This is a genomic window from Collinsella aerofaciens (genome assembly GCF_015554145.1).
Taxonomy (GTDB): domain Bacteria; phylum Actinomycetota; class Coriobacteriia; order Coriobacteriales; family Coriobacteriaceae; genus Collinsella; species Collinsella aerofaciens_AA.
Genome location: NZ_JADNHZ010000012.1, coordinates 1 through 20,093, shown reverse-complemented (window position 1 = coordinate 20,093; position 20,093 = coordinate 1). Strand labels below are relative to the sequence as shown.

General features: G+C 60.4%; 21 protein-coding genes. 20 read left to right on the top strand and 1 reads right to left on the bottom strand.

The genetic code is table 11. The annotated features are described in order from the left end of the window. Positions 1-240: 240 nt before the first annotated feature. The 17 genes from I2E13_RS06225 (at position 241) to I2E13_RS06145 (ending at position 15,200) form a co-directional block, all read left to right on the top strand. Complete coding sequence (locus tag I2E13_RS06225) at positions 241-1,500, top strand: N5-glutamine methyltransferase family protein (protein WP_195404535.1); 1,260 nt, start codon at positions 241-243, stop codon at positions 1,498-1,500. Between the two features lie 68 nt (positions 1,501-1,568). Beyond that, positions 1,569-1,754 carry a type II toxin-antitoxin system HicA family toxin gene (locus I2E13_RS11260; protein WP_089573106.1) on the top strand — a complete coding sequence of 62 codons (186 nt, stop codon included), beginning with the start codon at positions 1,569-1,571 and terminating at the stop codon, positions 1,752-1,754. Continuing rightward, positions 1,721-2,212 carry a type II toxin-antitoxin system HicB family antitoxin gene (locus I2E13_RS06215; RefSeq protein WP_195404534.1) on the top strand — a complete coding sequence of 164 codons (492 nt, stop codon included), beginning with the start codon at positions 1,721-1,723 and terminating at the stop codon, positions 2,210-2,212. The genes I2E13_RS11260 and I2E13_RS06215 overlap by 34 nt, the downstream gene beginning before the upstream one ends. A 134-nt stretch (positions 2,213-2,346) precedes the next feature. Further along, complete coding sequence (locus I2E13_RS06210) at positions 2,347-3,090, top strand: L-threonylcarbamoyladenylate synthase (protein ID WP_089573104.1); 744 nt, start codon at positions 2,347-2,349, stop codon at positions 3,088-3,090. A 13-nt stretch (positions 3,091-3,103) separates the two neighbouring features. Then, positions 3,104-4,645: a glycerol kinase GlpK gene (gene glpK, locus I2E13_RS06205; RefSeq protein WP_195404533.1), complete on the top strand. Its 1,542-nt coding sequence runs from the start codon at positions 3,104-3,106 to the stop codon at positions 4,643-4,645. Positions 4,646-4,768: 123 nt separating this feature from the next. Next, entirely contained in the window at positions 4,769-5,416 is a 648-nt protein-coding gene (gene upp, locus I2E13_RS06200) for a uracil phosphoribosyltransferase (protein WP_040359658.1), read from the top strand. Positions 5,417-5,696: 280 nt separating this feature from the next. Next, on the top strand, positions 5,697-6,008 hold the full coding sequence (locus I2E13_RS06195; protein ID WP_117803918.1) for a hypothetical protein: 312 nt from the start codon (positions 5,697-5,699) through the stop codon (positions 6,006-6,008). A gap of 3 nt (positions 6,009-6,011) precedes the next feature. Then, positions 6,012-6,815, top strand: coding sequence for a F0F1 ATP synthase subunit A (atpB, locus tag I2E13_RS06190; RefSeq protein ID WP_022094263.1), 804 nt, complete (start codon positions 6,012-6,014; stop codon positions 6,813-6,815). 124 nt (positions 6,816-6,939) lie between these two features. After that, positions 6,940-7,134: an ATP synthase subunit c family protein gene (locus tag I2E13_RS06185; protein WP_022094262.1), complete on the top strand. Its 195-nt coding sequence runs from the start codon at positions 6,940-6,942 to the stop codon at positions 7,132-7,134. Between the two features lie 15 nt (positions 7,135-7,149). Next, complete coding sequence (gene atpF / locus I2E13_RS06180) at positions 7,150-7,752, top strand: F0F1 ATP synthase subunit B (protein WP_006235712.1); 603 nt, start codon at positions 7,150-7,152, stop codon at positions 7,750-7,752. Further along, entirely contained in the window at positions 7,742-8,218 is a 477-nt protein-coding gene (locus I2E13_RS06175; protein WP_006235713.1) for a F0F1 ATP synthase subunit delta, read from the top strand. Before atpF ends, I2E13_RS06175 begins: the two co-directional genes overlap by 11 nt. Continuing rightward, positions 8,218-9,816 carry a F0F1 ATP synthase subunit alpha gene (gene atpA / locus I2E13_RS06170; RefSeq protein WP_035138794.1) on the top strand — a complete coding sequence of 533 codons (1,599 nt, stop codon included), beginning with the start codon at positions 8,218-8,220 and terminating at the stop codon, positions 9,814-9,816. The genes I2E13_RS06175 and atpA overlap by 1 nt, the downstream gene beginning before the upstream one ends. 5 nt (positions 9,817-9,821) lie before the next feature. Then, positions 9,822-10,730, top strand: a complete 909-nt coding sequence (gene atpG / locus I2E13_RS06165; protein ID WP_006235716.1) for an ATP synthase F1 subunit gamma — start codon at positions 9,822-9,824, stop codon at positions 10,728-10,730. After that, complete coding sequence (atpD, locus tag I2E13_RS06160; RefSeq protein ID WP_006235717.1) at positions 10,730-12,184, top strand: F0F1 ATP synthase subunit beta; 1,455 nt, start codon at positions 10,730-10,732, stop codon at positions 12,182-12,184. Before atpG ends, atpD begins: the two co-directional genes overlap by 1 nt. A gap of 3 nt (positions 12,185-12,187) precedes the next feature. Further along, positions 12,188-12,580 carry an ATP synthase F1 subunit epsilon gene (gene atpC / locus I2E13_RS06155; protein WP_006235718.1) on the top strand — a complete coding sequence of 131 codons (393 nt, stop codon included), beginning with the start codon at positions 12,188-12,190 and terminating at the stop codon, positions 12,578-12,580. 88 nt (positions 12,581-12,668) lie between these two features. After that, entirely contained in the window at positions 12,669-13,952 is a 1,284-nt protein-coding gene (gene murA, locus I2E13_RS06150; protein ID WP_035138796.1) for a UDP-N-acetylglucosamine 1-carboxyvinyltransferase, read from the top strand. 12 nt (positions 13,953-13,964) lie between these two features. After that, the gene (locus I2E13_RS06145; RefSeq protein WP_089573100.1) at positions 13,965-15,200 is read left to right on the top strand and encodes an LCP family protein; all 1,236 of its coding nucleotides are present in this window, start codon (positions 13,965-13,967) and stop codon (positions 15,198-15,200) included. Between the two features lie 438 nt (positions 15,201-15,638). On the opposite strand, the gene pepT is transcribed toward I2E13_RS06145, so the two are convergent. Next, positions 15,639-16,886: a peptidase T gene (pepT, locus tag I2E13_RS06140; RefSeq protein WP_118450615.1), complete on the bottom strand. Its 1,248-nt coding sequence runs from the start codon at positions 16,884-16,886 to the stop codon at positions 15,639-15,641. Between the two features lie 120 nt (positions 16,887-17,006). On the opposite strand from pepT, the gene I2E13_RS06135 reads away from it, so the two are divergent. From I2E13_RS06135 to I2E13_RS06125, 3 genes are all read left to right on the top strand, one after another. Continuing rightward, entirely contained in the window at positions 17,007-17,429 is a 423-nt protein-coding gene (locus tag I2E13_RS06135; protein ID WP_040359600.1) for a metal-dependent transcriptional regulator, read from the top strand. A 10-nt stretch (positions 17,430-17,439) separates the two neighbouring features. Next, the gene (locus tag I2E13_RS06130; protein WP_055252635.1) at positions 17,440-18,333 is read left to right on the top strand and encodes a homocysteine S-methyltransferase family protein; all 894 of its coding nucleotides are present in this window, start codon (positions 17,440-17,442) and stop codon (positions 18,331-18,333) included. Positions 18,334-18,492: 159 nt separating this feature from the next. Then, a complete protein-coding gene (locus I2E13_RS06125) occupies positions 18,493-19,893 on the top strand; it encodes a phosphoglucomutase/phosphomannomutase family protein (RefSeq protein WP_055252637.1) in 1,401 nt (466 codons plus the stop codon). The last annotated feature ends 200 nt before the right edge of the window (positions 19,894-20,093 follow it).

The following is a 20,093-nucleotide window of genomic DNA, read 5'->3' as shown; positions in this document are numbered from 1 at the left end:
GTGCGTCAAGCGATGTGGCAAGTTCTTGGTTAGATATTGGTCAGTTTTGGGGCAACCTTGCCAAAAGCTTGACGAATGCAAATTTAGACGTCAGCGAATGAACACTTTGAGCGAGCTCGGTGCAAAATTCTGGGCTGATTCTCGATAATCGCCTTCAATCGCCCCTTGCCAGGCGCTGGCCTCGCTTACAATCTGCTCCGACATTCGCGCGCCGCCCGGCGCTTAAGAGGGGAGGGCCCCATGGCAAACGAGATCTGGACCATCAAGCGTTGTCTCGAGTGGACCAAGGAGTACCTGGCCGAGCGCGGCGAGGAGCATCCCCGTCTTTCTGCCGAGTGGCTGCTGTGCGCCGCCACGGGCCTGGCGCGCATTGACCTATATATGCGTATGGACGAGACGCTTAACGCGGCCCAGCTCGAGACCATGCATGCGGCCGTTGTCCGCCGCGCTAAGGGCGAGCCGCTGCAATACATCACGGGCAGCACGCAGTTTCGCATGATCGACGTCGCGTGCGCCCCCGGTGTGCTCATTCCGCGCCCCGAGACCGAGATGCTCGTCGAGGAAGTCCTCAATTATCTGGATGCCGAGGTACTGAGCCCCGAGGCCGCTGCCCGTCAGCGTGTTGAGCTGCCTTGGAACGATGAGGTCGAGGAGGCACGCAAGGCCGAGGCCGCATTGGCCGACGAGCGAGCGACGGCCGAGCGCCGTGCCGCCAACCTCACAGCTGCCGACGAGGCGGCGCTAGGCGGCGATGTGCTGGGCAGTCGCGCTTATGCCGAGGAACTGGCCGATCGCGAGGCCGAGGAAGCCGCCGCGCAGGCGGCAGAAGCAGAGGCCATGGAAACCCCCGAGCCCGAGCTCGACGAATACGGCATCGCCATTGAGGACAACGACCAACAGGCGACTCCCGCGCAAGATGCCGCCGAGGCCAACGTATCTGCCCCAGCTGAGCCCCGCACTGCCCGCGTTCTCGAGGTCGGCTGCGGCACGGGCTGCATTTCGCTCTCCCTTGCCTGGGAGCGCCGCGGCCACGTTACCTGCACTGCTACCGATATCGAGCCGCGCGCCATCGACCTTGCTACCAAGAACCGTGATGCGCTTGGCCTCACGTCCGACGAGGTTGCCTTCAGCCTCACAAACCTGGTGAGCTCCATTCCCCGCGAAGAGTGGGGCACCTTTGACGTACTCGTCTCCAACCCGCCCTACATCCCCACCGATGTCATGCGCTCGCTGCCGCACGAGGTCAAGGACTTTGAGCCCGATCTGGCGCTCGAGGGTGGCGCCGACGGCCTCGATATCTTCCGCCGCCTGCTCAACGCGGCGCCCTACATGTTGCGCGCCGGCGGCCTCTTTGCCTGCGAGCTCTACGAGGGCGCGCTCGACGCTGCGGCCGAGCTCTGCCGCCAAGCGGGTCTGTCGGACGTGCGCATCGTCCACGACCTCACCGATCGCCCCCGCATCGTCCGAGCCATCGTCACCGAGCCCAAACAGCGCCAGTAATATTTATTAACTGGTTAGCAAAAATTATAAAGTAGTTTATAATTAGGACGGCTGAAAGAGGTCGGCCCATGCAACCTCCTACCTTTCGGGAAATCATTGCCCTACTCAAGCACGATGGATTCGTGAAGGTCGCGCAAGTCGGTAGTCATGCTAAGTATGTTTCTGGTGACCGCGTTGTCACCGTGAACGGCTCTGGTGGTGATCGACCAAAGAAGGGCACGTGGGCAAGTATTCGTCGCCAAGCTGGATGGTAGTTGGAGGCAAAATGAGGCAGCGATTTACCTATGACTGCGTTCTCATAAAAGAAGACGATGGTTACTGCGCTAGCTTCCCGCAGATTCCCGGCGCCTTTGCCGATGGCGATACGCGCGAAGAAGCGATTGCCCATGCCACCGAGGCGCTGATGGCGTTTTTGGCCGACGACCTCAACAACGGTTTGACTCCGGCAGGGTACGAACGCTCGGCCGAGGTCGTGGCCCTTTCAGTCGAAATCGACCACGAGGACGCTCGGGAAGCGGCGTGCCGAACATTTAAAGACGCAGCGCTGGACCTCAAAGTCTCCGCTCCGCGGATTACCGCGCTGGTCAAAGCCGGAAAGCTCGATGTTGAACTCGTCGACGGCCGTCGGATGATAACGATAGGCAGCATCGAGCGCTACGCCGCCCAAGAACGCCACGCCGGCAGGCCAAAGAAGTTCGTCGCAGTCCAATAACCCCCTCACTTTCACCGACTACTAGAGCCGCTCACCAAACCAACATGCGCTCTGGGCAAATAGGTTGAACGTTTCGTGCGAGAATGCCCCACAGTAAACAAACTTGCACCAGAGCGTAAGGGGCTGGCATACACATGCAGACGGTCTATCGGGTATACGAGGGAACGCGCGAGCCGCATCGGCTTGCCGTCGAGCGCACGGCCGAGGTGCTCGGCCGCGGCGGCCTGGCTTTGATCCCGACCGAGACCGTCTACGGTGTCGCCGTGGCAGTCAACGCCTTCTCGGACGCCGTGCCCCAAGATACAAGCGAATTCCCATCGTGGCCGCGCGATCCGCAGGCTGCCGTCAATGGCGCCGCAGTCCCTGCGCTCGGCACCGGCTATCGCCGTATCTTCACTCTCAAGCAACGTGAACTCACGCAAACCGTCGCTTGGCTGGTCGATGGCGTCGAAGCACTCGACCGCTATGGCGTGGATATCCCGGAAGATGCCCGCATACTCGCGCGACGATGCTGGCCGGGAGCCCTGACTATCGTGGTCAAGGCAGCTCCCTGCGTGCCGACCTTTATGCGCGCTGCCGACGACACGGTGGCACTTCGCGCTTCGGCCTCGCCCGTGGTGCAGGCGCTCATTCGCGCCTGTGGCAGCCCCCTTGCCTGCACCAGCGCCAACACGCATGGCGCGCCCGCGCCGGCAAGTTTTATCACGGTGGAGGGTCGCATCCTGGAGGGGGTCGATGTTGCCGTCGACGCCGGTGAGACCCCGTGTCGCGACGCCTCGACCATCGTGTCGTTTCAGCACGGCGAGCTCCAGATCCTGCGCCAAGGCGCACTTCCCGCATCAGAGATCGAACGGGTCCTGTCCGACCCGATGCAATAGAAAGGTTTAAGCGATGTCGTTGAATCTGGGCAGCCTGGGCATGGAAGATGCCTCGTTTGACTTTGGCGGTTCCTACATCATGGCGCTCGACTGCGGCACCACCTCGGTACTTGCGACCATCGTCGACGAGTACGGCTGCATCGTCGCGCAGGCACGTCGCAGCGTCAAAACCAGCTTTCCGCGTCCCGGCTGGGTGGAGCAAGACCCCATGGCGGTCCTTGCTAGCCAGATCGCCGTCATGATGGAAGTCCAGTTTAAGAGCGGTATCCACTCCGACCGCATTGCCGCCATCGGCATCTCCAACCAGCGCGAGACCACGGTGGTCTGGGATCGCGTGGGCGGTCAGCCGATCTATAACGCTATCGTATGGCAGTGCCGCCGTACCGCACCTCTGATCGACGAGCTTGTCGAGCAGGGCGCAGAAGGGCTGGTGCGCTCCCGCACGGGACTCACGCTCGACCCGTATTTCTCGGCCTCCAAGGTGCAGTGGATTCTCGACAACGTCGACGGCGCACGCGAAAGCGCGGCGGCGGGCGACCTCATGTTTGGCACCATCGACACCTGGCTCATCTACAACCTCACCGGCGGCCAGGTCTTTGCCACCGACTACACCAATGCCAGCCGCACGGCGCTCTTTAATATCCATACGCTCGATTGGGACGACGACCTGCTGGCACTCTTTGACGTTCCACGTTCCATGATGCCCGAGGTTCGCTGGAGCTCGGGCGACTACGGCCGCGTCGCGAGCGACATCATGACCAACATGCCGCCCATCATGGGCGTGGCGGGTGACCAACAGGCGTCGCTATTCGGCCACTGCTGTTTCCGTCCCGGCCAGACCAAAAACACCTATGGCACGGGTTGCTTTATGCTCATGAACACCGGCGACGAGATCGTCGAATCCAAGAATGGCCTGGTCTCCACCATCGGTATCGCTGCGGACGGCAAAGTCAGCTATGCGCTCGAGGGCTCTATTTTTGCCGCCGGCTCAACGATGAACTGGCTTCGCAACAACATGGGCATCATCTCGAGCGTGAGCGAGTCGGCACAACTCGCCGCTTCGATTAACGACAACGAGGGCTGCTACTTCGTTCCCGCCTTTGCGGGTTTGGGCGCTCCCTGGTGGGATCCGCATGCCCGCGGTATCGTGTGCGGTCTGACCGGCGCCTCGAGCCGTGCGACCATCGTGCGCGCCGCCTGCGAATCCATGGCATATCAGAGCTACGACGTGCTGCGCGCCATGGAGCAGGACGTGGGGCTTTCGATCGAGCGCCTGTCTGTCGATGGCGGTGCCTCGCGCAACGAGTTCATCATGCAATTCCAGGCCGACCTGCTGGATATCCCCGTGCTGCAATGCGAGACGGTGGAGACCACGGCAATCGGTGCCGCGTACTTGGCGGGTCTTGCCGTCGGCTATTGGGAAGACCTGGAAGAGCTGGAGCAAAATGCCCAGATCGTTAGGACCTTCCTTCCCCACATGTCCGCCGAGCGCCGCGAGCAAAACCTTGCGGGCTGGCGTGATGCAGTCAAGCGTTCGCTCAGCACCTCACAGTAGGGCTGCGATGGGCTGCTCGATACAACAAACCGCTAAACTAATGCATGGCGTGCGGCGGCAACATTGCTGCACACCTTGTCAGCAAGGCCGTTTTGCGGCCGCAACGAAAGGGGCAATCAACCCATGACCGTCACCTACGATGCGTCCCGTGTGACGCTTGTTGATCATCCGCTCGTTCAGCACAAGCTGTCGATCCTGCGCGATAAAAACACCGGCACCAACCAGTTCCGCCAGCTCGTGCGCGAACTCGCGCTTTTTGACGGCTACGAGGCCATGCGCGACCTGCCCATGGAAGACGTCGAGGTCGAGACCCCCATCACCACCGCCACGTTTAAGCAGCTTGCCGGCAAAAAGCTCGCCATCGTTCCCATCCTTCGTGCAGGCCTTGGCATGGTCGACGGCATCCTCGACCTGGTACCCTCTGCCCGCGTGGGCCACATCGGCATGGAGCGCGACGAGGTCACCCACGAGCCGCATGAGTACTACTGCAAGATGCCCAAGGATATCGACCAACGCATCTGCCTGGTTGTCGACCCCATGCTCGCCACGGGCGGTTCGGCCGAGATGGCTATCAGCTACTTGCGCGAGCGCGGTGTCAAGGACATCCGCATGCTGTGCATCGTGGCGGCCCCCGAGGGTCTCAAATCACTGACCGAAAAGGACCCCGACGTACATATTTATACGTGCGCCATCGATGACCATCTCAACGAGGCCGCCTACATCGTTCCCGGCCTGGGCGACGCCGGCGACCGCATCTACGGCACGCTCTAGTCGCTGGGCTAAACGGCCGCGGCTGCAAATACGAAGAAACGGTGCGCGCGGACGAACAAAAGGCGACCGCGCGCACTCCCGTTAACGGACGTTTTGCCCTGCAGGGTTCGAGAAAAACGTATTACCTACCTGCGGCATAAAGAAGGTCTTAAGAAAACGAACAGGTGCGTATTAACCGATGCTTTTTCGGTTGTACTTTAGCGATTGGCTCGTACAATAGTCACCAATGTTTGGCGGGAACTGTTCTGGGAAGCGTTAAAGAGGGAAAGTGAGGACGCCAGTGTTTCAGATAGCCGATCTGCTCGCTATCGTTGCAGGCGTCATCGCGGGCGCGGTCGCCTTTCTTCCCTTTGTTTTTACGCTCAAGCCGGTTCTTGACGATAAGCAGAATGCGGACATGCTCAAGGGCATGGTGAGTCTGGCGGTCTCGGCAATCGCCCTACTCGTCTTTACCTTGGTTGTGTTTGTGTTGTTCGGAGAGGCATTTCGCATGTTCCTCCTGGGCGAGGCGATCGGCTTCGTGGCCTTTATGGCTGCCTGCACGGTGCGTGTCGTCAAGGCGCTGCGAGATCCTCATGAGGTCGAAAGGTAAGTCGTGGAAATTTTTGAAAAGCTGCCTGATGAGATTAATCATCTGGTCAGCGAGTTCAGCTCCACCCCTGTCGTGGGCGATCTGAGCTGCGGCATCACGCAGTACTCGTTTTGGCTGATCGTCTCCACGATCGTGCTCCTGATCGTCCTGGCCGTGTTCAAGAAGAAGCAGACCCTGGTCCCCAAGGGCTTCTTCGTCAACGGTTTCGAGTACATCATCGAGTACGTCGAGAACGATATCGGCAAGGGCGTCGTGGGTGAGAACTGGAAGAAGCACTTCCCGTTCCTGTGCTCGCTTTTCCTGTTCATCCTGATCAATAACATGATCGGCCTGATTCCGGGAATGAAGCCCGGCACCGGTGCAATCGGCTCCACCGCCGCGCTCGCCATCTTCGCCTTCGTGTACTTCATCTACTACGGATGCAAGGCTCACGGCGTGATCGGCTACATCAAGAGCCTCGCCCCGCAGGGCGTGAGCTTCCCGATGAACGTGCTTGTGTGGGTCGTCGAGCTTTTCTCGACCTTCCTGCGCCTCATCACGCTCGCCGTCCGTCTGTTCTGCAACATGTTCGCAGGACACGTGGTCATGGGCTCGTTCGCCATCATGGCGAGCATGTTCATGCAGCCACTGCTTCAGCAGGTTTCCGCGGCCCACGCCGTCGGCGCCCTGCCTTCGCTGGCCTGGCTTGCCATCCTCATCCTGATCTATGCGATCGAGCTTGTGGTCGGCGCCATCCAGGCTTACGTCTTCACGGTCCTTACCGCCGTGTATGTCTCCGAGGCAGAGGAGGTCGCGGAGGAGGAGTAGCCTTCCGTTCGCGCCTTAAAGGTAAGGCAATTCGTTAAACCGCCGGTGCCCGTACCCATGGAGCCCGGCAGTTATAAAAAGGTTATCCTGCGTGAAATAAGACACGCACGACAAAGGAGGAATCGTGGGAGTTATCGGTTACGGTCTCGGTGTTATCGGCGCTGGTCTTGCTATCGGCCTGTCTGCTCTGGGTGCTACGGGTGCTATGGCCCGTCAGCCTGAGGTCCAGGGCCGCGTGTTCACCGTCTTCATCATGGGCTCCGCCTTCGGCGAGGCTCTGGCTCTGATCGGCTTCGTTGTCGCGCTGATCGTTAAATAGCACGGAGCGTCAAGTATGAATCTTTCATCCCAGAAGAGCGCGATCGCACTCTCCGCGTCCGCGGCCGCGCTGCTCATGCCGGTTTCCGCGTTCGCTGAGGACGGCGCTGCCGGTGCGGACATCCTCATCCCTAAGATGGCGGAGTTCATCCCGGCGCTTATCGCCTTCCTGATTATCTGGATCGTGCTGGCCAAGGTCGCCCTGCCGGGCATCATGAAAACCATGGAGGAGCGCGGCAAGAAGATCGAGGAGAGCCTCGACGAGGCCGAGAAGACCAAGCAGGAGGCTATCGCCAAGCGCGCTGAGTCCGACTCGATCGTCACCGACGCCCGTCGTCAGGCTGCCGACATCGTTCTCGAGGCCCGTAAGGACGCCGAGTCCGAGCGCGCCCGTATCATCGAGGCTGCTCACAAGGAGGCCGAGGAGATCATCGCCAAGGCCCATACGACCGTCGAGGACGAGCGCAAGTCCATTTACGCCGGTGCCGCGAGCTCCATCGCCGACCTGTCCGTTGCCGTCGCCACCAAGATCGTGGGCGAGGCACTCGAGGACGATGCCGAGCAGAAGAAGCTCATCGAGCGCTACATCCAGGAAGCAGGTAGCCTGAATGCCGACTAGCCGCTATCAGGACAAGGTGCTCGAGACCTACGCGCGCTCCCTTCTGGAAGCCGCTAAGGCCGAGAACCATGTGTTCGAGGACCTCGAGATGATCGAGCGCTTGGCTTCTGCCAGCCCCGAGATCATCGCCGTGCTCGACACCATGTCCAAGCGCGACCAGCTCGACCTTCTTCCCAAGGTGGCAGCTGCCTTTAAGTATGTTGCCGAGGAAGACGAGGATGTAGTGGGCGTGACCGTCACCACGGCGATCCCGCTCGACGACGAGCTGCGTCAAACCATCACTAAGAAATGCGAGCAGGACTTCGGCCGCAAGGTATTCCTTATCGAGCAGGTCGACCCGTCTATCGTGGGCGGCCTGGTGCTCGAGGCCCGCGGCGAGCGTCGTGACATTTCCGTCAAGACGCAGCTGCGCATCGCGCAGGAGACCCTCGCAAACTCTGCTAATTCGTACGGAGGTGAAGCCTAATGTCCGAAACCCTCAATGCCCAGGATATCGCCAAGAAACTGCAGGAGCAGCTCACGAGCCTCTCCGCGACGGTCGATACGCATGAGGTTTCAACGGTCGACGAGGTAGGCGACGGCATCGCGCGCGTCTCCGGCCTCAAGAGCGCCATGGCAGGCGAGCTTCTGGAGTTCAAGAGCTCCGATACCGGTGAGACCGTCTTCGGCCTTGCCCAGAACCTTGACCGTGACGAGGTCGGCGCCGTTCTGTTCGGTGCCGTCGACTCCATCAAGGAAGGCGACGAGTGCCGCACTACTGGCCGCATTATGGATATCCCCGTGAGTCGTGCCATGCTCGGCCGCGTCGTCAATCCGCTCGGCCAGCCCATCGACGGCCTGGGCGACATCGTCGCCACGCACCGTCGCCCCATCGAGTTCAAGGCTCCCGGCGTCATCGATCGTACCCCGGTGTGCGAGCCGGTTCAGACCGGTCTGCTCGCTATCGACTCCATGGTGCCTATTGGCCGCGGTCAGCGCGAGCTCATCATCGGCGACCGTAAGACCGGCAAGACCGCCATCGCCATCGACGCTATCCTCAACCAGCGCGGCAAGGGCATGGTCTGCATCTATGTCGCCATCGGCCAGAAGGCCTCCACGGTTGCCAACATCCGCGAGACCCTCGCTCAGCACGGTGCGCTCGACTACACCATCATCGTTTCGGCCACCGCTGCCGATTCCGCCCCTATGCAGTACATCGCGCCTATGGCCGGTGCCGCTATCGGCGAGTTCTTCATGTACAACGGCGAGGACGGCAAGCCTGCCAGCGAGACCAACCCCGGCGGCCACGTGCTCGTCATCTACGACGACCTGTCCAAGCAGGCTGTGGCTTACCGTCAGATGTCGCTGACGCTGCATCGTCCGCCCGGACGCGAGGCCTATCCTGGCGACATCTTCTACCTGCACTCTCGTCTGCTCGAGCGTGCCGTCAAGATGTCCAAGAAGAACGGTTATGGCTCCATGACGGCTCTTCCGATCATCGAGACCCAGGACGGCGACGTCTCGGCCTACATTCCGACCAACGTCATTTCCATTACCGATGGTCAGATCTACCTGCAGTCCGAGCTCTTCTTCCAGGGCCAGCGCCCGGCAGTCGACGTGGGCATTTCCGTGTCCCGCGTCGGTGGCGACGCACAGACCAAGGCCATGAAGCAGGTCGCCGGCAACCTCCGTCTGGACCTTGCTTCGTACCAGGAGCTCGCCGGCTTCACGCAGTTCGGCTCCGACCTCGACGAGGCCACGCAAAAGCAGCTTACCCACGGCGCTCGCATGACCGAGCTCCTGAAGCAGCCGCGTTACAAGCCGTTTGAGGTTGGCGAGCAGATCGTTACGCTGTTCGCTGGCAACGAGGGCTTCCTGGATGACCTGGAGATCGCCGACGTGCTGCCCTTCCGTGCCGAGCTCATCGAGTACATGGACAATGGCTTTGGTTCGCTGCTCGACAAGGTTCGCGCCAAGAAGATCGATGATGACACCAAGGCTGAGCTCTTGCGCGTCATCGGCGACTTCAAGCAGCAGTTCATGGCCAAGCACCATTCGGATGTTTCTGGATCAGAGGAGAACTAAGCCCCATGGCCAACCTTCGCGACATTAAGAAGCGAATCTCCTCGGTTACCACGACCAAGCAGATCACGCGCACGATGGAGATGGTCTCTACGGCCAAGATCCGTCGTGCCCTCGATCGCTCCAAGCAGGCCGAGCCCTATAAGGAGGCGCTGACCGACGTCATGTTGACGGTCGCCGGCGACGCTTCCTGTTCGGGCACCGATCCCATGCTGCAGAAGCATGAGAGCGTCAAGCATGGCCTGATTGTCGTTATTGCCTCGGACCGCGGCCTTGCCGGCGGTTTCAATACGACGGTGGAGCGCACGGCCGAAAAGCTCGCCGCTTCTTGGGCGAACGACGGCATCGAGTGCGAGATCATCGCGTGTGGGCGCAAACCGGCCACGTATTTCCGTGACCGCGCAAACGTTGTCATGCACTTTGAGGGCAATTCCTCCGAGCCCGATTTCAATCAGGCCCGCATGATCTCCTCTCATATCTGCGATGCGTATCGTGCCGGTGAGCTTGACCGTGTCGAGCTTGTCTACCACCACGCCAAGAACCGCGTGGATCAGGAGCTTCGCGTCGAGCATCTGTTGCCGCTCGACCCCGAGATGATCGCTATGGCCCACGGTCCGCGTAAGAACGAGACCGACGCCCCTAAGCGCATCTCGTCCACGTTCGAGTTCGTGCCCTCTCCCGAGCATGTTCTCGGCAAGCTTGTGCCGTCTTATATCCTGACGGTCATCTACCAGGCCCTGATCGATTCGGCGGCTGCCGAGCAGGGTGCACGCCGCAAGGCCATGCACTCCGCGACGGAAAACGCCACCGCGATCATCTCGACCCTTACCCGCACGTATAGTCGCGTGCGCCAGGCTTCGATCACGACCGAGATTAACGAGATCGTCGGCGGAGCCTCAGCATTGGAGGAACAGTAATGGCTAATAACACCGTAAAGCTTGCGGTCGAGGAAGCCACCAAGAAGACGACTGCCGGTGATGGTCGCATCGTGCGAATCATCGGCCCTGTCGTCGACGTCAAGTTTGACGGCGCGGTGCCCCCGATCTACAACGCGCTCACGGTCGAGGCCGAGACCCCGATCGGTCATCTGAGCACGATCCTCGAGGTCGAGAGCCAGCTTCCGGGCGGCGTCGTCCGCACGGTCGCCATGTCCTCGACCGACGGCCTGCAGCGCGGCCTCATCGCTACCGATACCGGTGAGCCCATGAAGATGCCCGTTGGCCCCAAGACGCTCGGCCGCATTTGGAACGTTATGGGCAAGCCCGTCGACGGCAAGCCCATGCCCGAGGTGGAGGAGTTCTACCCCATCCACCATGCAGCGCCCCGTTTCGACGAGCTCACCACCAAGACCGAGATCTTCGAGACCGGCATCAAGGCCGTCGACCTGCTCGAGCCCTACATCCGTGGCGGCAAGACGGGCCTGTTCGGCGGCGCCGGCGTCGGCAAGACCGTTCTGATTCAGGAGCTCATCAACAACCTCGCCCAGGAGCACGGCGGCACCTCGGTGTTCACCGGCGTCGGCGAGCGTACCCGCGAGGGCACCGACCTGTTCCTCGAGATGAGCGAGTCTGGCGTTATCGACAAGACCTGCTTAGTCTATGGTCAGATGAACGAGCCGCCCGGAGCGCGTCTGCGCATCGGTCTGGCCGGCCTTACCACCGCTGAGTACTTCCGCGATCGCGGCCAGGACGTTCTGCTGTTCATCGACAACATCTTCCGCTTCTCCCAGGCGGGTTCCGAGGTTTCCGCACTGCTGGGCCGTATGCCGTCCGCCGTTGGTTACCAGCCCACGCTGGCAACCGAGATGGGCGACCTCCAGGAGCGCATTACCTCGACCAAGACGGGCTCCATTACCTCCGTCCAGGCTGTCTACGTCCCCGCAGACGACCTGACCGACCCGGCGCCTGCCACGACGTTTACGCACCTCGACGCCACCACGGTTCTTTCGCGTAGCATTTCGTCGCTCGGCCTGTTCCCGGCTATCGACCCGCTCGCGTCTTCCTCCGACGCTCTCGATCCCTCGATCGTCGGCGAGGAGCACTACCGTGTCGCCGTCAAGGTCCAGGAGCTCCTGCAGGAGTACTCCGACCTTCAGGACATCATCGCCATTCTGGGTATGGACGAGCTGTCCGAGGAGCAGCGCCTTACGGTCAACCGTGCCCGTAAGATTCAGCAGTTCCTCTCGCAGTCCTTCCACGTCGCCGAGAAGTTCACCGGCAACCCCGGTGTCTACGTCCGCGTCGAGGATACCGTCCGCTCTTTCGCCGAGATTGTCGACGGCAAGGCCGATGACCTGCCCGAGCAGGCTTTCCGCTATGCTTCCACGATTGAGGACGTGCGCGAGCGCGCCCGCAAGATGGGGGAGAAGTAGGTTATGCGTATCCGCATCGTGTGCCCCGTGAGCTGCGCCTATGAGGGCGACGCTGCGTTTGTGTCGATTCCGTCCACGGATGGCGAGTTTGGCGTTCTGCCTGCTCACTCCAGCGAGATCTGCACGATCGACCGCGGTTACGTTCGCGTTTCCGATAAGGCCATGGGCACTGTCGACCACACGTTTGCCGTGGCCGGCGGCTATGCCCAGGTTGCGGACGATGTCGTGACCGTTCTCGCCGAGCGCGCTTGCGATTTGGCGACCGTCGATGCCGACAAGCTTAAAGCTGATATTCAAGGTTTTGAAGAGAAGCTGGGTAATTTGTCGGAGGATGATGCACGCCGCGCCTACCTCTATAATGAAATCGCATGGTGTAAGCTCAAGCTTGCCCAATAGTCAAACGATTTAGCGTTCGACCATTTGCGAACACATCATGCCCGGGATGGCCCAGCCACCCCGGGCATGCTTTTTGAAAGGGTAGACCTTGGATATTATCCGCGTTGAGGGTGGCCACGCCATCGGAGGCTCCGTGCCCGTCTCGGGCGCCAAGAACTCCGCGCTCAAACTCATGGCGGCAACGCTTCTGGCGCCGGGCAAGACGACGCTGCAGAACGTGCCCGATATTTCCGATGTCCACGTGATGGGCAAGGTGCTCAAGGGCATGGGCGCTACGATCGATGTTCTCGACGAGCACACGCTCGAGATTGATACCTCTCAGGTCGATTCTTGGGAGGCCCCTTACGAGCTCGTTGCCAAGATGCGTGCTTCCACCGCCGTCATGGGACCCCTGCTGGGCCGCTTCCATCGCGCCAAGATTGCCATGCCGGGCGGCTGCAACCTGGGTGCTCGCAAGATCGATATGCACATTCTGGGTCTCGAGGCCCTGGGCGTTGAGTTTGATACCGCCCACGGTTACATCAACGCTAATGCGCCCCAAGGTCTGCGCGGTACCACCGTCACGCTCGAGTTCGCCAGCGTCGGTGCGACCGAGAACCTCATCATGGCCTCTGTGCGCGCACAGGGCACCACGGTTATCGACAATGCCGCCCGCGAGCCCGAGATTGTCGATCTCGCCAACATGCTCAACGAGATGGGCGCCAAGATTGTAGGCGCCGGTACGCCCGTCGTGACTATCGAAGGCGTGGAAGAGCTCCATCCCGTTACCCATCGCGTGGTGGGCGACCGCATCGAGGCCGGTACCTTTATCGTTGCCGGTGCGTTGATGGCCGACGATCGCGGTGTCGATGTCACGGGCTTTTGCCCCATTCACTTGGGCATGGTGCTCAAGAAGATGGAGCTCATGGGTATCGACTGCGAGCGCGTCGAGGATGGCGTCCATGTGAACCGTGCCGAGCGTATCAAGCCGGTCGACATCCAGACGCTTCCGTTCCCCGGCTTCCCGACGGACATGCAGGCGCAGATTATGGTACTCTCCGCCCTTGCCGATGGCAGCTCCGTTATCACCGAGAACATCTTCGAGAATCGTTTTATGTTCGCATCAGAGCTGGTGCGCATGGGTGCCGACATTCGTATCGAGAGCCATCATGCCATGATTCATGGCGTCAAGGGCTTCTCGGGTGCACAGGTTACCTCGCCCGATCTGCGCGGCGGAGCGGCCCTCGTTGTAGCGGGCTTGATCGCCGACGGGACGACCGAGGTTTCGGCTATCCATCACATCAAGCGCGGCTACGAGCAGTTTGTCGAAAAGCTGCAGGCGCTCGGCGCGCATGTCGAGCATGCTACCGTCCCCGATCCCGTCATCTACTAATACAGGTTGCCTATGTTTAATAAAAAGCCCCTCGCGGATACCACCACCCGAAGACCCTCAACTGGTGCGCAGGCCAAGATCTACAGTCGCGATAACGTGGCTCGCTATTCCGAGCGCGCTCGTCAACGTCGCCGTAGCCACACGATTCGTCACGTCGCGCTCATTGTCGTGCTTGGCGTGCTGCTGAGTGCCACTACCGCTGCCGGCCTGTGGTTTGCCACCATTATGGGCAAGCTCGGCGATTCTAATGTCATTACCGACAATCTGCGTCGGGTTCTGGTTGACACCGATGAGGCAAAGGATCCGTTCTACGTGCTGCTTCTTGGCACCGACGGCCGTCCGGGCGAGGATACGTATCGTGCCGACTCGATTATCCTGGCACGCATCGACCCCACGCAAAAGCAGGCGACGCTCATTTCCGTTCCGCGCGACACCAAGGTCGAGTACAAGGGCGAGACCATGAAGATCAACGCCTGCCATACCGTTGGCGGCGCCGAGGCCATGGTCGAGGCGGTCAACGAGCTGTGCGGTGTTCAGATTTCCCACTATGCCGAGGTCAGCTTCGACGGAATGCAGGCGCTGATTGATTCGGTTGGCGGTATCGACATTAACGCAACCGATGATGTTGACGACCCCGAGCACCTGGATATTAAGATTACCGCTGGCCAGCAGCATATGGACGGTGCCACCGCCCTTACCTATGCCCGCTGCCGCTACACCTATGCCGACGGCGATTACACGCGCATGCGCCACCAGCGTCAGGTGCTTGGCGCCCTTGCCAACCAGATTCTCAATAACTTCGATGCCACGAAGATCTTTGGCCTGGTTAATTCGCTGTCTGATATGCTCGTAACCGATATGAGCGTTCAGGATATCGTGGCTACGGTCAATGCCATGCGCGGTATGGATGTCGACGGTATCTACTCGGCCAACCTGCCCTCGTACGCCGACGACAGCACCATGATCGACGGTGTGAGCTACGTCTTTGTCTACGAGGACGAGCTCAAGGAAATGATGGAGCGCGTCGACGCCGGCAAGGATCCCAAGGGTCCCAACACCATGGGTCTTTCCGACGGTTCGAGCTCTACGATCGGCGACCTGAACAACAACACGTCTGACGACTACGCGAACGGTACCGCAACCTCATCGGTCAGCTCTGACGATTCCGATGACTCAAGCGATTCGAGCGATTCGGACTACTACGAAGAGCCCACCGGCGACGGCAACGGCTACGAAGCCAATTATTAGGGTTACGCGGGCTTACCAGCCCGCGTAACCAGTTGACGCTGCAAACCCGCCAGAGCGGCAATCTGCCTTTCAACTTCGGCGGCATGATCAAAAAAGATCAATGCCGCCTCGTTTCAAGGCACCTTGCTCGCTCTGGCGGGTTTTCGCTGTCGTTGCCAAAACATCGGCGTTGCCTTGGTCCGGACTAGTCGTTGGGTAGTCATTGGGGACGTTTTTAAACGACTAGTCAAACAAGAACCTCCCCAATGACTACCCACAAAGCGAGAGTGGATGTCGTCATTTTGCGGCACTTGGGGACGTTCCTTTTGTGCCGGCAGTTTGGGACACTCCTTGCGTTAAGAGGCTGGCGTGCGTCAACCTGTTCTCATTGCAGCAAAAAATCGCCCCGTTCTCGGTTGAGGACGGGGCGATTCGTCTTTTGGACTTGTGCAGCCAGGCTTATGCAAAGCGGGAGACGAGCTCCTGGAGCACGTCGGTCATCTTGACGAGCGAACTGACCGGGACGAATTCGTTGACGCCGTGGTAGCAATAGCCGCCGGTGGAAAGGTTGGGGCAGGGCAGACCGCGGAACGACAGCTGCGCGCCGTCGGTGCCGCCGCGAATCGGCAGCACTTGGGGCTCAACGCCGCAGGCAAGGTAGGCTTCCTTGGCAACATCAATAAGCTCGGGAAAGTCACAAACGATCTCGGCCATATTTCGATATTGCTGCTTAATCTCGACCGTCACGCGCTCCTCACCCAGACGCTGGTTGAGCATCGAGGCGGCGGCATCAATAAGGTCGAGTTTCTGCTGGAACTTGGCGGCGTCGTGGTCGCGGACGATGTAGCGCGCCGTGGCGTGGTCGACGGTTGCAGATACACCCTCAAGGTGATAAAAGCCCTCGTAGCCTTCCGTATACTCCGGGCGCTGCACGTAGGGGAGCAACGCGTTGAAGTCGCAGAACAGATTGCCTGCGTTGACCATACGGCCCTTGGCGTCGCCCGGGTGGATGGACTGGCCCTCAAAGCGGACGGTCGCCTCGGCGGCGTTAAAGCACTCCCACTCCAGCTCGCCGATGGGGCCGCCGTCGACCGTGTAGGCGTACTTGCAGCCAAAGGTATCGATATCCAACAGCTCGGCTCCGTGGCCGATCTCCTCGTCAGGGCAGAAGCAAATGCCGAGTGCGGGATGGGGCAGAGAAGGGTCCTGAGCGATACGTGCGACAAGCGACATGATCTCGGCGACGCCTGCCTTGTCGTCCGCGCCCAGCAGTGTGGTGCCATCGCTGCAGACCAGGTCCTCACCCGCGAGGTCGTTCAGGGCGGGAAGCTTGACGGTACTCATGGCAACGGGCTTACCGTCAACCGTGCCGCAGACCAGGTCGCCGCCTTCGTAGTGTACGATGTGCGGCTTCACGCCGGCGCCCGGTGCAACTTCGGTGGTGTCGAGATGGGCGATCAGGCCCAGGGCGGGCTTGTCCTCAGCGCCCGCACTTGCGGGGATATGCGCGCAGACATAGGCATGCTCGGTCACGTGGGCATCTTCCGCACCAAGCTCGCGCAGCTCTTCAGCCAGCACGTTGGCAAGGTCAAACTGAACGGCGCTCGAAGGTACCTGGTCGCAGTTTGCATCCTCGGACTGCGTGTTGATCTGGACGTAGCGCAAAAAGCGCTCGAGGACATCGGGGTTCGTGGTGGTGTTTTCCATAAAGACCGCTCCAATCTTGGTCGTCGTGTGCAACAAGAACTCTAGCACGGTATGCCACGGCATACCGCGACGCTTGGATGGGGTAGAATCAGCCATTGAATGCAGAAGGGACGGAAGATCATGGATACGACAAATAGCTCGCGCGAACTACATCTGACGGTGGCGAACGAAGACTACTTGGAGTGCATGGTTCGCATTGAAAGCGAAGAGGGGGAAACCAACGGCGTGCGATCGGTCGACATCGCGCAGCGCCTTGGCGTCTCCAAGGCATCGGTCAATAAAGCGGTTTCGGCGCTCAAGGCATCCGAGCTTGTCGAGCAATCGCACTATGGCAAGGTAATCCTGACCGATCGCGGCCGCGAGGTTGGCACGGCTATCTGGTACCGTCATCGCCTCATCCGTACGTTTTTGGTTCAGGAGCTCGGTGTCGAATTTGAGCGAGCCGATTCCGAGGCCTGCATGATGGAGCATGCGCTATCCGAGGACACGATGAGCCGCTGGCTCGCCTATCTCGAAAAGCAGGGAATCAGCGTCGAGGAATAGCGGGATATATATGGATACGAGTTATTACAACCGCTTTGGTGCCGAGGAACTTACGCGCCGCTTGTCGAGCGAGACCTTGTTGGCGCAGGGCCCCATGGGCAGTGTTCTGTTGAGTGAGTACGACGCCGCCGATATTCCACCGGCGTTTTGGAATCTGGCGGAGCCGCAGACCGTTTCTCGTATCCATCGCTTGTATGTCGCCGCCGGTGCGCAGGTGCTCATTACCAATACCTTTCAGGCATCAAGCTATGCCCTCAAGCACGACCAGATTGCGCCGTCCGTGGCGGAGGTCAATCGCGGGGCCGTCGACGATGCCCGCCAGGCGCACCCTCAGCTGCTGCTGGGCTCGATGGGTCCGATCGGTATTGAGTGGTTTGCCGAGGACTCTGCCGAGTTTCGTGAGATCCGAGGCATTGCGCGCGAACAGGCGCACGCCTTGCTCAATGCTGGTGTTGATGGTCTGCTGATCGAGACGGTGACGTCTATCCGTAATTTGCAGCCCATGCTTGCCGGCGCTCGAGATGCCGCTGACGGCATGCCTGTCCTGGTGAGTTTTGTCGTTGATGACAAAGGCGACCTGTTGGGCGATGGCCTCAACATCGAGGCAGCCGTTTTGTACGCCGAAAAACACGGCGCAAACTCGGTTGGTGTTAATTGCTGTTCGCTTGCGGCCGCGAACGCGGCGGTGCCTAGGATGGTTGCATCGGCGACTACTCCCGTCACGGTGCGTCCCAACGTGGGCGATCCGGTCCAGACTCAGGATGGCCCCGTATGGCACGAGAACCCCGAAGCTTTCGCGCGCGCATGCATCGAATGGAGACATGCCGGTGCCGCAATGGTGGGCAGTTGCTGTGGAACCACGGCAATCACTACGGCAGCGATGGCCGAGGCGCTCGATATATAAAGGGCAAAACCGCTCCATACGGGGCGGTTTTTTTTATTGCCTGCATGTCCTCGGCAGCATTTGCCCAAATGGTGAATGCTGGTGCCGGCAGGTTGCCGAGCGTGTATCGCGGGTATACCTCATGCGTACCATGATCCAAACACTGTGAGGTGTCTGCGCGTGTGCGCGATAATTCATTTTGGAACTGACGGTTGGCGCGCTCGCGTCGATGAGGACTTCACTGCCGATAACGTTGCCCGTATCGCCGATGCCGTCGGCGAGTTGTGGCAAAAGACCAATCCGGGCAAAACGGTATATATAGGGTTCGACACTCGGCCCCTGGCGCGCGAGTTCGCTGAGCTTGCGGCGGGTGTGCTAGCAGCGCACGGGCTAGACGCCGTGCTCGCTTCGCGACCTGTTCCGACCCCTGCCCTTACGTGGGCGGCGGCTTATGACGGTGAGGCGTGCGGCGCGCTCATGGTGACGGGGTCCCATCATCCGCAGGGTTATCTGTGTCTCAAGATTCGCATGGGTGACGGCTCGACCGCCAACCAGGATGTCATCGAAGAGCTCGAAGAGACCATGGCTCCCGAGCCAATGGGGATCGAGGGGCAATATCGCACCGCGGATATCATTCCTGACTATATGCAAGCGGTGGCATCGTTTGTCGATGCCGAAGCCATCCGCGCCGCGCACCTGCGCGTGGTTGTTGACCCCATGGGCGGCGCAGCCCAGGGCTATCTAGCCGACTTGCTGCGCGAGCTTGGCGTTGAGGTGCACGAGATTCACGCCGGGCAGGCGCCTGACCAAGAAGATATCTGCCCCGACCCCGTTGAGCCGTGGGTGGACGCTTGCGAGCATACGGTTATCGAGGACGGAGCTTGCGCTGGCCTGGTGACCGACGGCGACGCCGACCGTATCGGCGCGGTTGACGAGCGCGGCAGATATATACATCCGCATCAGATCATGGCGCTCGTTTTGGGCGACTTGGTTCAATTTCGTAATTTGGAGGGGCGCGTCGTCGTCAATCTTTCGTGCTCGACGCTCGTGCGTCGCATTGCCGAGGCGCTTGGCTGCCGCGTGACCGTCAAACCAGTCGGTTTCAAATATATAGCGGCGGAGATGAAGAAGGGCGGCGTCCTCATGGGCGGCGAAGAAGCCGGTGGTATCGGCATCGCCGCGCATATGCCCGAGCGCGATGGAATCCTCGCCTGTCTGATTCTGTGTGAGCTTATGGCAAAGACGGACGCGCCTTTGGGCGTTCTGGTCGACCAACTCGAGGACAGTTTTGGTAAGACGAGTTACGGTCGACGCGATTTGCGCCTTGAGGCCGAAGATGCCGAAACGTTACGAACGCTGCTGCCGGGCGTAAACCCCAAGTCGATTTGTGGCAAGGTGCCGCAAAACGTTAGTCATATGGATGGCTTGCGTTTGGCATTCGAGGATGACACGTGGCTGCTGGTCCGTCCTAGCGGGACCGAACCAGTGGTGCGCGTCTACGCCGAGGGGTTCTCGGTGGAAGAGCGTGATGAGTTGCTCGATGCTGGCTGTGCTTTAGCTAGGGGAACGTATCCGCTTTAACCATGAGACTGCCTTATATAAAGAGATGCTCGGCGAGCGGTAGTTAACGGCTGGCAAACGTTAGTCGGATCCCAAATTGTGTAGGAAATGTGTATGCCCAGATTCCCGCCCACGGCGCCCCTCCGGTCTGGCAATATATCTCCTTGCCGCGCGGCCCGGTCGGACCGGATCAGCCGCCAGGCGTGCACCTTGAGAACCGG

Bases quoted from the DNA above. Each gene is read 5' to 3' on its own strand.
- I2E13_RS06225 (WP_195404535.1), top strand. From the start codon at position 241: ATGGCAAACGAGATCTGGACCATCAAGCGTTGTCTCGAGTGGACCAAG.
- I2E13_RS11260 (WP_089573106.1), top strand. From the start codon at position 1,569: ATGCAACCTCCTACCTTTCGGGAAATCATTGCCCTACTCAAGCACGAT.
- I2E13_RS06210 (WP_089573104.1), top strand. From the start codon at position 2,347: ATGCAGACGGTCTATCGGGTATACGAGGGAACGCGCGAGCCGCATCGG.
- glpK (WP_195404533.1), top strand. From the start codon at position 3,104: ATGTCGTTGAATCTGGGCAGCCTGGGCATGGAAGATGCCTCGTTTGAC.
- upp (WP_040359658.1), top strand. From the start codon at position 4,769: ATGACCGTCACCTACGATGCGTCCCGTGTGACGCTTGTTGATCATCCG.
- atpF (WP_006235712.1), top strand. From the start codon at position 7,150: ATGAATCTTTCATCCCAGAAGAGCGCGATCGCACTCTCCGCGTCCGCG.
- I2E13_RS06175 (WP_006235713.1), top strand. From the start codon at position 7,742: ATGCCGACTAGCCGCTATCAGGACAAGGTGCTCGAGACCTACGCGCGC.
- atpA (WP_035138794.1), top strand. From the start codon at position 8,218: ATGTCCGAAACCCTCAATGCCCAGGATATCGCCAAGAAACTGCAGGAG.
- atpG (WP_006235716.1), top strand. From the start codon at position 9,822: ATGGCCAACCTTCGCGACATTAAGAAGCGAATCTCCTCGGTTACCACG.
- atpD (WP_006235717.1), top strand. From the start codon at position 10,730: ATGGCTAATAACACCGTAAAGCTTGCGGTCGAGGAAGCCACCAAGAAG.
- atpC (WP_006235718.1), top strand. From the start codon at position 12,188: ATGCGTATCCGCATCGTGTGCCCCGTGAGCTGCGCCTATGAGGGCGAC.
- I2E13_RS06145 (WP_089573100.1), top strand. From the start codon at position 13,965: ATGTTTAATAAAAAGCCCCTCGCGGATACCACCACCCGAAGACCCTCA.
- pepT (WP_118450615.1), bottom strand. From the start codon at position 16,886: ATGGAAAACACCACCACGAACCCCGATGTCCTCGAGCGCTTTTTGCGC.
- I2E13_RS06135 (WP_040359600.1), top strand. From the start codon at position 17,007: ATGGATACGACAAATAGCTCGCGCGAACTACATCTGACGGTGGCGAAC.
- I2E13_RS06130 (WP_055252635.1), top strand. From the start codon at position 17,440: ATGGATACGAGTTATTACAACCGCTTTGGTGCCGAGGAACTTACGCGC.